11 protein-coding genes are annotated in these 15,471 nt (G+C 46.5%); 6 read left to right on the top strand and 5 right to left on the bottom strand.

What is annotated here, in order from left to right; all coding sequences use genetic code 11:
• Window positions 1-88: 88 nt before the first annotated feature.
• Window positions 89-2,683, bottom strand: coding sequence for an ATP-dependent chaperone ClpB (clpB, locus tag ACZ0NX_RS05100; protein WP_464405912.1), 2,595 nt, complete (start codon window positions 2,681-2,683; stop codon window positions 89-91).
• Window positions 2,684-2,902: 219 nt separating this feature from the next.
• Here clpB and ACZ0NX_RS05105 point away from each other — a divergent pair, with 219 nt between their 5' ends.
• Entirely contained in the window at window positions 2,903-3,718 is an 816-nt protein-coding gene (locus ACZ0NX_RS05105; RefSeq protein ID WP_464405914.1) for a fumarylacetoacetate hydrolase family protein, read from the top strand.
• Window positions 3,719-3,741: 23 nt separating this feature from the next.
• Here ACZ0NX_RS05105 and ACZ0NX_RS05110 read toward each other — a convergent pair whose 3' ends face one another.
• Genes ACZ0NX_RS05110 through ACZ0NX_RS05120 form a run of 3 tightly spaced genes read right to left on the bottom strand, consistent with a single transcriptional unit; the run spans window position 3,742 to window position 6,386 of the window.
• The gene (locus tag ACZ0NX_RS05110) at window positions 3,742-4,554 is read right to left on the bottom strand and encodes a YggS family pyridoxal phosphate-dependent enzyme (protein WP_464405916.1); all 813 of its coding nucleotides are present in this window, start codon (window positions 4,552-4,554) and stop codon (window positions 3,742-3,744) included.
• Between the two features lie 34 nt (window positions 4,555-4,588).
• On the bottom strand, window positions 4,589-5,623 hold the full coding sequence (locus ACZ0NX_RS05115) for a glutamyl-Q tRNA(Asp) synthetase (protein WP_464405918.1): 1,035 nt from the start codon (window positions 5,621-5,623) through the stop codon (window positions 4,589-4,591).
• Window positions 5,624-5,654: 31 nt separating this feature from the next.
• Window positions 5,655-6,386, bottom strand: coding sequence for an MIP/aquaporin family protein (locus ACZ0NX_RS05120; RefSeq protein WP_415695472.1), 732 nt, complete (start codon window positions 6,384-6,386; stop codon window positions 5,655-5,657).
• Between the two features lie 180 nt (window positions 6,387-6,566).
• Between ACZ0NX_RS05120 and ACZ0NX_RS05125 the strand changes: the two genes are divergently transcribed.
• The 3 genes from ACZ0NX_RS05125 to ACZ0NX_RS05135 all read left to right on the top strand — a co-directional run bounded on the left by ACZ0NX_RS05125 (window position 6,567) and on the right by ACZ0NX_RS05135 (window position 10,930).
• Complete coding sequence (locus ACZ0NX_RS05125; RefSeq protein ID WP_464405919.1) at window positions 6,567-6,737, top strand: hypothetical protein; 171 nt, start codon at window positions 6,567-6,569, stop codon at window positions 6,735-6,737.
• Window positions 6,738-7,020: 283 nt separating this feature from the next.
• Window positions 7,021-9,258, top strand: coding sequence for an RNA degradosome polyphosphate kinase (locus ACZ0NX_RS05130; RefSeq protein ID WP_415688847.1), 2,238 nt, complete (start codon window positions 7,021-7,023; stop codon window positions 9,256-9,258).
• A gap of 292 nt (window positions 9,259-9,550) precedes the next feature.
• Window positions 9,551-10,930, top strand: a complete 1,380-nt coding sequence (locus ACZ0NX_RS05135; protein ID WP_464405921.1) for a hypothetical protein — start codon at window positions 9,551-9,553, stop codon at window positions 10,928-10,930.
• Window positions 10,931-11,500: 570 nt separating this feature from the next.
• Here the strand turns inward: ACZ0NX_RS05135 and ACZ0NX_RS05140 are convergent.
• Complete coding sequence (locus tag ACZ0NX_RS05140; protein ID WP_060787071.1) at window positions 11,501-12,496, bottom strand: FKBP-type peptidyl-prolyl cis-trans isomerase; 996 nt, start codon at window positions 12,494-12,496, stop codon at window positions 11,501-11,503.
• A gap of 233 nt (window positions 12,497-12,729) precedes the next feature.
• On the opposite strand from ACZ0NX_RS05140, the gene ACZ0NX_RS05145 reads away from it, so the two are divergent.
• Both ACZ0NX_RS05145 and ACZ0NX_RS05150 read left to right on the top strand, forming a co-directional pair.
• The gene (locus tag ACZ0NX_RS05145; RefSeq protein ID WP_464405922.1) at window positions 12,730-14,382 is read left to right on the top strand and encodes a hypothetical protein; all 1,653 of its coding nucleotides are present in this window, start codon (window positions 12,730-12,732) and stop codon (window positions 14,380-14,382) included.
• Between the two features lie 16 nt (window positions 14,383-14,398).
• Window positions 14,399-15,424: a DUF8094 domain-containing protein gene (locus tag ACZ0NX_RS05150; protein ID WP_464405982.1), complete on the top strand. Its 1,026-nt coding sequence runs from the start codon at window positions 14,399-14,401 to the stop codon at window positions 15,422-15,424.
• Window positions 15,425-15,471: the final 47 nt, after the last annotated feature.

A 15,471-nucleotide genomic window follows, 5' to 3' on the forward strand; every position in this document is an offset into this window, starting at 1 on the left:
GCGTGCCGTCTACTGGAAAATAATCCAATAAACAGCACGCTTTGTTCGATTTGACTACATTATTTGACTACATTAAATAATGCATATATTACGCAATCTTTAGGGTCACATGGTCGTCGCTCTCTGCACAATCCGCAACTACGCGAGCACCATCATGCACCTTTCCAGAAAGCAACAATCGCGCAAGCTGATCGCCAATTTCTGTCTGAACCAATCTACGCAACGGACGAGCACCATAAACTGGATCATAGCCATGCTCCGCAAGCCAAGCGCGAGCAGAATCGCTCACATCCAAGCTAATACGGCGATCACTCAAGCGTGCAGCCACTTGACGAACTTGAATATCCACAATTCCACCAAGCTCTTCGCGAGTAAGCGGATGGAACATAACAAGCTCATCCAAACGGTTGATGAACTCTGGCTTAAACTCAGCATGAACAGCATTCATAACAGCCTTGCGTTTAGCAGCATCGTCCAAGCCCTCCTGCACAAGGAATTGCGAACCCAAGTTTGATGTCATAATCAAAATCGTATTCGTAAAATCAACCGTTCTACCCTGACCGTCAGTCAAACGACCATCGTCCAAAACCTGCAACAAAACGTCGAATACTTCTGGATGTGCCTTCTCAACTTCGTCAAAAAGCACTACAGAATACGGACGCCTACGCACGGCTTCAGTAAGCTGGCCGCCTTCCTCATAGCCAATGTAACCAGGAGCAGCACCGATAAGACGAGAAACAGAAGCCTTTTCCATGTACTCGCTCATATCAATGCGAACCATTGCACGCTCGTCGTCAAATAAGAAGTCGGCAAGAGCCTTTGCAAGCTCCGTCTTACCAACGCCAGTAGGACCCAAGAACAAGAAGGAACCAGTTGGGCGATTAGGGTCTGCAATTCCAGCACGGCTTCTGCGCACAGCATCCGCTATAGCCTGAATTGCTTCGCTTTGGCCAACAACGCGCTTAGAAAGCTCCTTTTCCATGTTGAGCAGCTTCTCATTTTCGCCTTGCATCAAGCGACCAACAGGAATGCCCGTCCATTCGCTAACGACTCCTGCAATAGAATCAGCATCAACCTGGTCTGGAACCATCGGCTCTTTTTCTTCACTCTTAGCATTAGCAGCCTCGGACTCCGCTTCTTCCAAAGCTTTTTGAATGCTTGGGATTTCGCCATACAAAATACGGCTTGCTTGTTCCAAGTTGCCTTCACGCGTAAATTTGTCGGCTTCTACGCGCTTAGCATCGAGTTGCGCTCGCAAATCACCAACCTTGTTATGGCCAGCTTTTTCCGCATCCCAACGCGCTTTCAAACCAGTAAGCTTTTCGCGCGAGTTTGCTAATTCTTCCTGCAACTTTTCTAAGCGTTCGCGCGCAGCAGCATCTTCCGCTTTCTTTAATTGCATTTCTTCCATTTCAAGACGCGTAACTTTGCGCTGCAATTCGTCGATTTCTTCTGGCTGAGAATCAAGCTCCATACGCAAGTGAGCTGCCGCTTCATCCACCAAATCAATCGCCTTATCTGGAAGCTGCCTGCCAGTAATATAGCGGTTTGAAAGTGTTGCTGCAGCTACGATTGCATCGTCGCTAATAGTCACCTTGTGGTGCGCTTCGTAACGTTGCTTAAGTCCGCGCAAAATCGTCACCGTGTCTTCAACAGACGGCTCGCCAACAAACACTTGCTGGAATCTGCGCTCAAGCGCCGAATCCTTTTCAATATGCTCACGATACTCGTTAAGCGTAGTTGCGCCAACCAAGCGCAGCTCACCGCGCGCGAGCATTGGCTTAAGCATATTGCCAGCATCCATTGAACCTTCTGCGGATCCTGCTCCAACAACAGTGTGAATTTCGTCAATAAACGTAATAATTTGACCGTCCGATTGCTGAATTTCCTTCAACACTGCCTTTAAGCGTTCCTCAAATTCGCCGCGATACTTCGAACCTGCAACCATCGAAGCCAAATCGAGGCTTATAAGACGCTTGTTTTGCAAAGTTGTAGGCACATCTCCTGCAACAATTCGCTGAGCCAATCCTTCTACAACTGCCGTTTTACCAACGCCAGGCTCGCCAATTAGCACAGGATTGTTCTTTGTGCGGCGAGAAAGAATCTGAATCACGCGGCGAATTTCCTGGTCTCGTCCAATTACTGGGTCGAGCTTTCCTTCGCGAGCGCGCGCAGTCATATCAACCGAATATTTTTCAAGCGCTTTGTAGTTGCCTTCCGCGTCTGGGCTGGTAACTTTCGCACCTCCGCGCACAGTTGGCACAGCCTTGCGCAACGCGTCTGCAGAAATATTGTGCTTTTTGAAAATATCTGCAACAGCATTCGGCGCGCTTGCAACTATGCCAATAAGCATGTGCTCTGTAGAAACGTATTCATCTGCCATTGCGCGCATTTCTTTTTCTGCCTGGCTTAGCGCAGCCAAAAGCTGACGACTTGCATCTGGTTTAGTTGTAGTTGAGCCAGTAGATGAAGGCAATGCCACTAATGCGTTGCGAATTTCGGCTCCGATTTGTTGCGCGTCCGCCCCTGCCTGAGCAATTAGCGCGCGCACTACGCCTTGCTCTTGGCGAAGTAAGGCATCTGCCAAATGTAACGTATCTACTTGCGCATTGCCAGCCGCCGCCGCGCTTTGTACAGCATCGCTTAATGCATCTTGCGCTAAGGTTGTAAACTTTTGTTCCATATTTACCCCCATTTGCACCGCTATTCTGCGGATTTTAGGTGATTTGCGTGCACTTTTTGCAATTGCGCTCAAACCACATTCTGTCAATTTCTAAAACTTGAGTCTACTACACTCAAGTTTTGTTTTCAAGATGTTTGTGGCGTTTCCTTAAATCTTTGTAAGCTTGCGACTTTTTCTAAGTATTTTCCTAAGTATCAAATATGTCGTAATCTTAAAAATATGAGAATTGCACGTTTTTCCTATAATGAAGTTCCGCAGTACGCTTTCGTTCAAAAAGACGAAGCAGACGGCAAGGATTATTTAGTAGCGCTGGAAGGCCATCCACTAAGCCCTCAAGGAGTTAAACCAACAGGTAAGCGCTACGAGTTAGACGCCGACGGAGTGCGCCTGCTTGCACCAGTGATTCCTTCAAAAGTCTACGGATTGGCAAAAAACTACGATACGCGTTCTGCTGAAGAGCGCGCATCTTCTGCTGCGGCCGCGTCGCATACTGCAGCAGACATGGTGATTTTTACAAAGCCGAGCACATCTGTAATAGGACCTGACGATCCGATTGTTATTCCTGCTTTTTCGAACGATATGAATTTTGAGCCAGAAGTGGCTGTTGTTATGGGCAAAATCGCCAAAAATGTGTCGGTAGATAAGGCAATGGACTACGTTTTTGGCTTTACATGTGTAAATGACGTAACTTTGCGTGATTGCGCAGGCAGCGACCCAATGTTTACGCGTGCAAAAGGATTCGACACGTCTTGCCCTCTTGGTCCATGGATTACAACCGAGCTAAATTGGCGCGATTCCCATATCTCATTTACGCTTAATGGCAAAGATGTGCCACAAGCGAGCGGCACTACAGCACGATTGATTCACAGCATTCCAGAGCAAATTGCTGCGATTTCAAGCTTCTCAACGCTTCTTCCAGGAGATGTTATTTTGACTGGAACGCCGTACCCAGCAGGAACTTTGCACGCTGGCGACGAAGCGATTGTGCACGTAGACGGCATTGGTTCGCTGCGTAATGTGATTATGCATGCGTGAGAAATTATTGATTTGATTTAAGACTACACAAATGCGCGCGGGCCAAAGATTGCCGAACCGATCCTAACTATTGTTGAGCCTTCGGCAATCGCCCACGCAAAATCGCCAGACATTCCCATTGAAAGCTCCAGTTTTGTAGAGTTTCCATCATGATCTTGCGAGAGTTGCTCACTTACACAATCCCTGATTTTTCGCAATGCAGCAAAACCGCTTCTAACTATTTTTTCATCATTCACGCGCGCTCCGAGCGTCATAAATCCGCACAAATTAAGCGCTGGCAAGCTGGATACCGCGAGAGCTTCGTCAATTGCGCGTTCTGGCGCGCACCCCGATTTTGTAACTTCTCCCGAAACGTTCACTTCCAGCATAACGTCTACGCAAAGTCCCAAATTTTGCGCGCGAGCAGATATTTTTTGCGCAAGATCAATGCCATCAACCGACTGAATACCATTTGCGAGTGGCAAAACTTTGTTTATTTTATTGCTTTGCAGCTGACCTATTAAATAGAGCGGAATTTCGCTATTTATACTGCCATTCACGCCAACGCTTAAATTCTCGCGAGCAGCTTCCTTGCGTAAAATCTCGGCTTTTGCAACAATTTCTTGCGGTCGATTTTCCCCAATTACGCGCACTCCAGCTTTAAGCGCCGCCATAATCTCCCCAACATCGCGCGTTTTAGTTGCAGCAAGCAGCGTAACCGACTCAGGTTTGCGCCCATAATGCGATTCGGCTTGAGCAATGGCGTCTTGCACGCTGTGCACACCATCGGCAATTTGACGCGCACGAACACAATCAACCTCAGTATTCGCTAAATCTTTTTGCGTCATATATGCCATTTATTGCCCCAATCTATCGGTATAAACACATAGTTTAGTCGAGGAAGGGCACGGATTTGTCGGCTAGGTTTGCGCGAATAGAGTCCCACGGCGTTTCGTCGTTTTTAAACAACGTAAGAGCTTCGGCTGCGCTCATATCTACTGGTTGATTTTGCCCAGGGTTCTTGTATCCCAAAAGATACATGCAATAGCCAATCATGCGCTCGGCGCTCCAACCAGATTCACGAAGCGCACCAACGTCTAGCGAGTGCTTACTTTTTGCGAGTCGCTCGCCTTGAGCGTTATCAATTAGTGGCAAATGCGCAAATTTTGGCTGCAAATAATGCACGCCGTGAGCCGCAAAAAATCCCGACTTTTCCAGCAACTCACCAATCCAAATTTGAAGCGCCGCCGAACGAAGCAAATCGCGTCCGCGTACAATGTCGTTTACTCCGCTCAAAACATCGTCAACAACAACCGCAAGTTGGTAAGAAAATACGCCATCCGCGCGGCGAATCACCATGTCTCCCAAATCGCGATCAATATTAAACGATTGTGCGCCAAAAATCGCGTCTATAAAACTCACATTCGCTTGCGGCGAATCAGCCGAGGGAACAGCAAGTCGCAAAGAATGTTGCTGATTATTTTGCAAACGCTTTTCGATTTGCGCTAAGCCTTCCGCATTTTTGCGAAGATTTCTGCACGTACCCGGGTAGCGTATAAAGCCGTCGCCTTCTTGCGGAGCTGCAATCGCGCGAATATCGGAACGCGAGCAAAAACACGGGTAAATCAGGGAATTTCCGTCGACGTCTTGCAAAGATTCTAGAGCTTCAAGAGCTTCTTGGTAGATTGCATTGCGATTATGCTGATAAGTCGGCTCGCCAACCCAATCAAGACCAGCCCACTTCAAATCGTCAATCACTCGCGCGCTAGCATCTTTTGGCATTCTAGCAATGTCCAGATCTTCCAGGCGCAAAATCATGTTTCCACCTTGCGACTTTGCAGAAAGCCAAGCCGCAAGCATAGCAACCATGTTTCCAATATGCATGCGCCCAGAAGGAGTGGGTGCGAATCTACCAATTACGCTCATTTATTATGCTCTAAATTTTGCAAAATTTAATTTACGCAAATAGCGACTTAAACATAAGCACGCCCAAGATTGCACCAGCAGTAGGGGCTACGACTGGAATCCATGCCTCGCACCAGCGAGAAGAACCCTTGTGTGGGATTGGCAAAATGGCATGAAGCAAGCGTGGCATAATGTCTCGAGCAGGATTCAAAGCAGGGCCAGTAGGGCCTCCCATAGAAGTCACCAAACCCCAAACAACAAAGCCAACTACGATTGAAGCTCCTGCCAAATTCTTTTCTCCCCAAGGAGAAGTTAGGCAGCAAAGAGCTGCCAAAACAAGTACGAGCGTGCCAAAGAATTCGTTGAGGAAGTAGTTAAGCTTGTTATTGTAAGCGTCCGTAGTGCAGAAGGTGCCAAGAATCGCTTCTGGCTCCTCAGTCTCGTTGTAATGTGGCAAATAAGTTACGTATACAATAAGCTGGCCAACCAATGCGCCCAAAAGCTGAGCCACAATATATGGAAGCACGTTTTGCCAAGGGAACATGCCGTTTACAGCTTGTGCAATTGTCATAGCAGGATTTATGTGTGCGCCAGAAATTCCGCCAAACATTAGCACAGGGAACATAACGCCAAAACCGTAGCCCATAGCAATGTTTAGCCAACCTGCATGATGACCTTTAGTGTTTTTAAGTTCAACGTTGGCAACGGCTCCATTGCCAAAAATCATAAGAATGGCAGTGCCAATAAACTCGGCTGCCAACATTACTGTAAACGAGTGTTGCATGGTTCTTCGATCCTTCTTAATTGTTTTGCTGTTTTTGCTGTTTTTGCTGCTATCTATAAATCATTTTCAAAGAAGCTAAGAAAATGAATTTTAACAGTATTATTCCAATATTTTTCCAACAATTATTCTTTGATAGTTTCCCTTAAGAGCCAGACAGTCGCGTGTGTTGGGGGGGGGGCGGTGCGTAGTCACCCAGCGCTCGCCAGCACTCAAAATTCTCGTGCATCAAAAGAGGCTCGCCACCTTGACGAGCCTCTTGCTACAAAAACAACTTTAGCGGATTCATCTGCACAACATCCTCGTTGCAACGGTAAAAGTCTTAAGTATCCGTTCAACGTAATTGGAATCTAACATCCATACATTTCTGTGGGTTACCGCTCTTTTAATTTGTTCTTGTGATTCTTATTATCGCCATTTTTGCTTTAAGAGTAAAGCGCAAAATCGCTTTTGTTAACATATTGTAATTAGTGTTCAATCGCACATAAAAAGTCGCCAGTTTTGCATCATTTTGTTAACATGCAATGGTTGTCATGTTCAAATGCGTTCGCATGTTGCCGCTATCGGCGTGTCGAGGTCTTTGCTGCTGCCGACACTCAGTCGCGCACATCCCTTACAGCGCATACAATTACGGAGTATGGTACAAATTTTTGACGCTCCCTCAAAGGCGATTCTGCGCGGCCAGATTGCAGAACACATCGCCGAAGACGAAAAGGCAGAAAAGCGTGAAGCTCGTGAGGGCGAGCTACCGTTGCCAAAAGATCGCTTCTTTGACCGCGAACTCAGCTGGTTAAAGTTCAATCGCCGCGTGCTTGAGCTAGCGCAAAATACCGATTTACCACTTCTTGAACGTGCTAACTTTGCAGCCATCTTTGCCTCCAACTTAGACGAGTTCTTTATGGTTCGAGTTGCAGGGTTAAAGCGCAGAATCGACTCTGGAATCGCAGTAACCGCGGCAAGTGGGCTTAGCCCGCGTCAACAGTTGCGCGCAATTAGCGAGGTTACGCATCGTCGTCAAGATGAGCATGCGCATTATGTTATTGACCACATTTTGCCAGAACTTGCTAAGCAGCGCATTGTTATGCTCAGTTGGGATAAGCTTACGCAATCCGAAAAAGATAGGCTTTCAGACTATTATCGCAAGCAGGTTTTCCCAGTATTAACACCACTTGCGGTGGATCCTGCTCACCCATTCCCATATATTTCTGGCAAGTCAATCAACTTGGCTGTTATTGTAGAAAATCCAAATTCTGGAAAATCGCATTTTGCTCGCGTAAAGATTCCAGACAATTTGAATCGCCTGGTTCCAGTTGACGATTTAACAGATGAAGAAGGCCGCGAAGAGCGCTACGGATTTATCACTATGGAAAAGTTGATTGCAGCACATTTGGAATCGCTTTTCCCAGGCATGATTATTAAAGAAGCGCGATCTTTCCGCGTTACGCGTAACGAAGATATTGACGTTGAGGAAGACGATGCAGAAAACTTGCTCAACGCTATGGAAAAGGAGCTTTTGCGTCGCCGTTTTGGGCCGCCTATTCGTCTTGAGATTTCCGACGAAGCTAGCCCATTCTTGTCGCAGTTGCTGGCTAATCAGTTGCGCGTAAGCCCAGAGGAAGTCTATCGTTTGCCTTCGCCGCTAGATATGACGGTTCTTTTTGAGTTGCAAGCGCTGGATCGCCCAGATTTGAAGTATCGTCCGTTTATTCCTACTACAAATCGTCAGATTGCAGAAGTGGAAACCAGCCATGCGCAAGATATTTTCGCTTCGATTCGCGAGCACGATATTTTGCTGCATCACCCTTACGATTCGTTCTCTACCTCTGTTCAGGCGTTCTTGGCGCAGGCGGCGGCAGATCCAAAAGTGCTTGCAATTAAGCAAACGCTGTACCGCACGTCTAGTAATTCGCCAATTATCGATGCTCTTGTAGACGCGGCTCATGCTGGCAAGCAGGTTCTTGCACTTGTTGAGATTAAAGCGCGATTCGACGAAGACGCCAACATCGCTTGGGCGCGCAAGCTTGAGCGTGCAGGCGTTCACGTTGTGTATGGCATTGTTGGATTGAAGACTCATTGCAAGCTTTCGCTGGTGGTTCGCCAAGAAGCCGAAGGATTGCGCCGATATTGCCACGTTGGTACTGGTAACTATAACCCTAAGACGGCTCGCCTCTACACAGATTTGGGCTTGCTTACTTGCGATCCTGTAGTTGGCCAAGATTTGACTCGCTTGTTTAATCAGCTTTCGGGTTACGCTCCAAAGTCTAGTTTCCATCGCCTGCTTGTAGCTCCTCGCACAGTTCGAACGGGTATTATTGAGCGAATTCGCAGGGAAGAGACGGCTGCTCTTGCTGGTAAAGAAGCGTGGATTAAGATTAAGGTCAATTCTGTTGTTGACGAAAAGACGATTGATGCCTTGTATCGCGCGGCTCAAGCTGGCGTAAAGATTGACATTGTGGAGCGTGGAATTTGCTCGCTAAAGCCTGGTATTGAAGGCTTGAGTGAGAATATTCGCGTTCGCTCTATTCTTGGCAGGTTCCTTGAGCACAGCCGAATCTACGCGTTTGCTAATTCTTGCGGACCGCAGATTGGCGACGGCCCTGCAAGTGGCCCAGAAGTGTGGATTGGCTCGGCAGATTTGATGCATCGCAACCTTGATAGGCGCGTTGAAACGCTGGTTCGCATAAGTGCTCCAGACCAGGTGGAAGCGTTGATTCAGTACATTGATTTGCAAATGGCGGATTCAACGGTTTCTTGGTGGATGGATGGCGACGGCACATACACGTTGCATTCTCGCGATGCAGAAGGCAGACCGTTGGTAGATAGTCAAGAGTACTTGATTCATACACATACGCGTAAGCCGCGCGGTGTTAATTAGCTTATGATTAGCCAAAAGCCAGGGCATTTAGCTCTGGCTTTTTTGCGCTCCGACCTGCCTTCTCGCTTGAAGCGTAGCGCGCAAACAATTTTCCGCTTTTTGTAGCTCTACCACACCAAAATCAGCAACAAAAAGCGGAAAATCCGCATTTCGGCGTCATTGTTGGTCTGAGCATAATTAGATGTAGAATTAAGCAAACGTTTAAGCGTTTTTAAATAAACACAAAAAACAATCGAAGAATAAACACAAAAATAAAAGCAGAGAATAACAAGAAGATAGTGAAGGGAATTCTATGAATCGCAATTTTACAGAGCCAAATGTTCTTATAAAATCTAATGTTTTTGCAAAATCGATTTTACAAAGACTCGTAGTTTTAATAACGTGTTTAACTATGTGCGCGTGCTGCTTGATTGCATCTGCAAATCCTGCTGCTGCAAAATCCGCCGAATCAGACAATTATGCTAATCTGCAAAACAACACAAACGTTAGTCTTGCAAAACTCTACGGAACAACCGATGGCGTTGGTCTTATTAAAAAACAGTTATCTAAGATAGATTACGAAGATAAATCCTTCGCCGAAGGAAACCTTGCGTTCCATTTGTATTACAGTATGTTGATGGCGTCAAACGCTACGCGAATGGCAAGTAAAACAGGCAAATTAGATGCGCCTAGTGAAAAACTTCTTAAATCTGTAAAAGAAGATCTTAGAGGATTCTATTACGGCTTTGCTTTGCACATATCAGCAAGGGTTGTTGATGAAGCGCGCGCTCTAGAAAAGCAATGGAAGCGTATAAATGCTGCAAAAACACCTGAGCAGATTAAAGATGCGTACAAAGGTCTTACAGACGCAGTGCGATTCCACATTAGGAATAGCTTCCCGGGGTCACAAGATGTTGCAAAAGGTATGCAAAACTTGCACTCTAATAGTTTTAAAGACCCAGCTCCAACGCGTTCGCCATTTGCTGGATACAAGGCATACTCGCTAGATTCCAGCAATGATGAAGAAACAAATTACGATTACTTTAAGCCAGCTCCAGCACCTAAAACACTAAAAGAGCTTAACCCGAACATTAAAAACACATTGACTTTAATGAACAATATGGGTGTTGAGGCAGGAATGCCGAACGCTTTTTATATTAACACAGATAAGATTTTCCCTAACGCTACTCAACAGCAGCTTCAACGTGTGTTCTCGGGAAGTGAGCTGGTTGTGTACCTTTATAAGGGAGATGCAGAAAAACCTAGCGCGGTAGAGGCTGCAAACACCAAAGACGCTAAGCCTAAGATGCTGAATCATACTAATGGCAACGATTTTCTTTGCGCAAACTTTGAATCGGAAACCTCCAAGAAGGCATATTTTAGTGTTAACTTACCAAATGATTGCGCTGGCGTTTATACGCTTTTGATAACAAACGAAGAAGGTAGGCAGATTGCCTGGGCGAAGCTAAATATTGCAAAGCATGGGCAAAGCGTGGGAGATGTTGATGCAGGTGCTGCGATTGCAACTGGATCTAAGCAAGCTGCGGATGTTGCGGCTGCTACGACTGGCGCATCTGGCGCTGCTGCTGGCAGCAATAGGCCTAATATTGCTGTTATCTGTGCTGTTGTTGCAGTGTGCGTAATTGTGGCTGCAGCGGGAGCTGGTTTTGCGTTACATATGCGTCGCAAGTGAGACGTTTGTAACGTTTTTTGGCTGATTTTCGTTACATTTGTCTCGCTCGTGAGGAATTTGTAACGCTGGCGGTTTTCCGACTTTGTACCAAATTTGGCAAATAGTTCGCGCGTTACAGCGCGCTCACGTCTTCGCCGCACGTAAAGTCCACTGGACTTTACGTTTGAGCGGCTCAGCGCTCTATTCCTCACGGCTATTAGTAGCCGTTCGGCTGATTTGGCTTAAGGCATAAAGTCCACTGGACTTTATGCCTTAAGCCAAATCACGCTTTGAAGGAGCTTGAAATGCGTTATGCAATTTTCAAGCTCAGTCAAAGCGCTTTTCGCGCTACGCTCTAAGCGCTCAGGCAGGTCGTGTCGTTCGCGCGTTACAGCGCGCTCACGTCTTCGCTTGCGTTGAAAGCACACCGTGCTTTCAACTTTGAGCAAGCTCAGCGCTCCGAATTACCTTTTCGCGCTACGCTTTAAGCGAAAAGGCAGGTCGGAGCGCGTACAAAAATGCCGCGCAAGATTTATTCAAGCGCGGCATAACATTAATCGCAGTTTAATCGCGAGTTAAATCGCAACTAAATCACGAAGCGTAGAGAATGTCTACAACAAAGTAAAGCGTTGAATTTGCAGGAATTGTTACGTTTCCTTGTGCGTCCTTCTTATCTTCTTTGCCATAGCCATCTTCTGGAGGAATTACCAAAAGAACTTGGGATCCAACTTTCTTTCCAGCCAGACCCTTAGTCCATCCTGGAATCACTTGACCAGCTAGCGAGAAGTCCGCAGGTGTTCCGCGCTTCCATGACGAATCAAACTGATGTAATTTGCCGTCTTTATCGGTAGTCCAGCCAGTGTAATGGGCGGTTACAGTGCTTTCTTTGGTTACCTCTTTGCCAGTTCCCTCAATCAAAGTTTGAGCAACAAGCTTTCCGTCTGGAACATAGTTATTTTTATCTAACGATGGCTCTCCAGATTTACTAAGAGTTACCTTTGGCAAGTTTTCAGGAATATCCGTAACCTTGCTGCCCGTTGCGCGGTCAAGAGTCTTCATTGAAGAAACAAGAGTTAACACCATTACGTACGCGTCTTGCTTAGTTTGAGGATTTGCCGGCACGCCAAAGGCGATTGTGGAATTAATCTTCCTTCCCCTAAGCAGCGTGTAGTAAGACTTGTTTGTAACGCCCTTTTTAACAACGATTGAGCAGTCTGGCTTGCCTTGCTTCCAGGTGCTCATAAGTTCTTTGCCATTTTTAGCGTTGTACACAATGCCATTAGCGCATACGCGACTATTTTCTGGGATTTTAGCGCCATTGCCGTTTTGCAAAATGGCGTAAGAATTTGGCTTAACATCTATAGGGGTTGTTAATTCAACTTTTGGCTGCTTGCCTAAGTCTCCACTTGCCTTAACGCCGTTTAAAACTTGCATTCCAGCAGCGTTTGCGGCAGCATCTGCCATACCATTGCTTGACTCGCTGTTTGCGCTGCAAGATGCTAAGCAGAAGCACATAGAAATCGCGCTTGCGCCACAAATTGCTCGAGCTATAACGGATTTAGTTAAATTTAATCTGGTTTTTGTCATAAGTTTAAGCCTATAACTTGCGCATGATTTTAAATGTTTTATCGCCAAAATCGCTTAAGCAAAATCGCTTAGTCTTATAAAAGATTAATGAGGATTGTAGAATAGATAAAAGTAGATACAATATAACGAATTTAGAATCAGCTTTAATACGCCTGCGTGCGTTGCTGCGATTAGCGGCAGTGCAGGTTTAAGAAAGAGGTTTAATGCAACATCCTACAAAACGAGCTAAGGTCATGCGGGGCATTGTGGCGCCTATTTTTGGGCTACTCGCTGTTCTTAGTATTGTTCTTGGTGTGCTTAATGCAACGGTTTGGAAGCCGAGTTCGATTGTTTCGGCGCATACAAACGTGTATGGCTCTAGATACATTGTTACGGATCCAGGTGTTTTAAACCTTGTTGATTATCGCGTAAGAATCAGCGTTGCGGCGCTTAATACTCGCAAGCCTATTTGCGTTGCGGTTGGCTTGGCTAAAGACGTGCGCGGATGGGTGCAGGGGCATTCCGTGCAAAGAATAACGGGTCTTGATAATTGGAGTAATCTTTCTACCGCTGTTATGAAGGTAGACAACGCAGGTGCAGATGGCGGCGATGATTCGGTTGCTGCTCAAACTAGTGCGAATGCTACTGATTCTAAGGCTTCTAAAGATGTTGATTTTAAAGATTCAGATTTGTGGACTAATGCCACTTGCCAAATGGGCTTGGCAAAGCTGTTTGTAAATGCTGCCGATTTTGAGCAGGCGGGCAATGCGGCGGATTTGGATGTAAAACAAGAATCGCAAGATAATGCGCAATCTCATGCATCGCATCAAAAATTGCCATCGGCTTTGCGAGCAAAAATTGCCCGTAGAGCTTTGATTATTGACCTTGGCAAGAATTCTCCCGAAGCTTTTGTTGAATTGCGCTGGCGCAGGCATAATCTACCTGATTTTGCAACTCCTTTGTATTTTGTAGGCGCGCTGTTTATTTTGCTTTGCGGGCTTTCTGCTTCTGTGTTTGCAATGGCGCCGCATCGCAGGCGAAATAAGCGACTTGTTGCAAGCAGAACGGGCCTGATTAGTGTTGAAAATGTTAGCCAAGAAGAAGTTAAGATCTCGGAGGCTTTGGCTGGAACTTTGGCTGGTATTTTTGGCAGTACAAAGCGCAAAAAGTCTAAGCACAAGGGCAGTTCTGGGGCGCATGCAAGGCACGGAGTTCACGCAAGAACGCGTACCGCAAAGTCTCAAGCGGCTGTTGATTCTTCTATAAGCGTAAAGTCTGGTCTAAATTCTTCCCCTACTGCGGCTTTAGATGAAACAACTGTTATTTCTAAAGACGATTTGCAGTCTTACTTTGCTAGGTTTGCTAGCGAATCTGGGGTTGCTTTTAATGGCGATTTGGCTGGCGAGGCTAAGGTGGCGGTGGCTGGCGATTCTTCCGCGGAGTCTGGCGATGTTGAATCTGCGGGAAATTCAGCGGATAACTCAGATGGTAGCTCGGCAAACATCTCATCTGTTAGCTCAGCGGATAGTAAGGAAAGTGCTCAGAAAGAGCCAAACTCACAAAACGCACAAAAAGCACAAAAATCCGAAAATGGCCGCGCAAAAAATCGCTACAAGAATGAGTCCCGTTACGGCAGTGGCAGTGGCAGTAGCAGCGGCAACCGCAACCGCAAGGCCAATCGCGGCAAGGTGGCGGTGGCTGGAGATTCGGCATCTAGCGATTCGGCTAGTGCAAAGCCAGGCAGCAAGCGCGATGCTCGCGGTCAAAAGCAAGGAAGAAATCGCAAGTACAGAGATAGAGGATTTGATAACCGCTCCAACAGGGGTTCCAATAGTGGCTCCAACAGTGGCACTAACAACGGTTCCACCAATGCCAACTCAAAATCTTCAAAAAACCGCAAAAAGTAACGTTATTTTGGAAAGTATGACTATGTTTTATGCGCATAAAATCAAGCATTACGCACGTTTTGCATGTGCGTCGGTAATTGCTTCGGCAATGTGCCTTACGCTTTGCGCTTGCGAAGGCCAAGTTCCTAAAGCAGAAGAAGGCTCTAGCATTAAGGAGATTCCAGACGTAACTCCAATCAAAGAAAAAGATATACGTTTAAGAGTTTTACGCTCCTTAGAAAAGGCCAACGAAGAGAAAAACGCAAGCAATCTTGAGGAATATATGAGCGGCCCTTCGGCTCTTGTGCGCGCAAGCGAGCTGGCGATTGCTGCAAAAACAGGCAAATTGGACGCAAAAACCACTATTCCTCGCGAAGTTGCTCAAACAATTGTGCCAACAAACGCAAGCTGGCCGCGCGATTTAATGACGATTACCACAACAACAAAAGATCAGCAATCTAAGCGCCTGTTGGTGATTCGCCAAGATAGCGCGCGCTCAAATTACAAACTTTGGGCGGTAGCAAGGCTTTTCCCAGGCGTTCACTTGCCAAAATTCCCAGTTCCTTCAATCGGAGCTTCTATGGGGAAGGCCAATGATTCTGGCTTGATTATGACTCCGCAGGCGGCTACAACTGCATATGCAGATGTTTTACAAAGGGGCGAATCAAGCAAGTTTGCAAAGTATTTTGCTGCAGACTATTTGCGATCAAAGTTAGAGGAGCTTTCTAAAACCGTTCAAGCGGGAATGGAGCGAAACAAGGGCTCTCAGGAGCAGGTTTTTGTTCCCGTAACAAATCAGATTAGCGTTATGCGCGCAAGCGATGGAAGTGATTTGGTTGTTGCTCGTATTGATTCAGTTTGGACTAGAAAAGCTGGCGAAGGCCGCGAATCTAGGCCAGCTTCCGATGAAGAAAAAGCCCTGTTCGGCGACGCTAAGGCCACTTCTACAATGCGTGTAACCTATGTGAACGTTATAGCTATGGTTGTGCCTCCTGCTGGGTCTGGTGCAAGTATTATTCCAGTTGGCGCGGAACGTCAGCCTATAAAAGTAGAGGCGTTGTAGAGTTTTAGCATGTACGGCGTTGAATCGCGTACAAAATTCAAGTAAAA

The sequence above is a fragment of the Gardnerella rara genome, assembly GCF_055452355.1.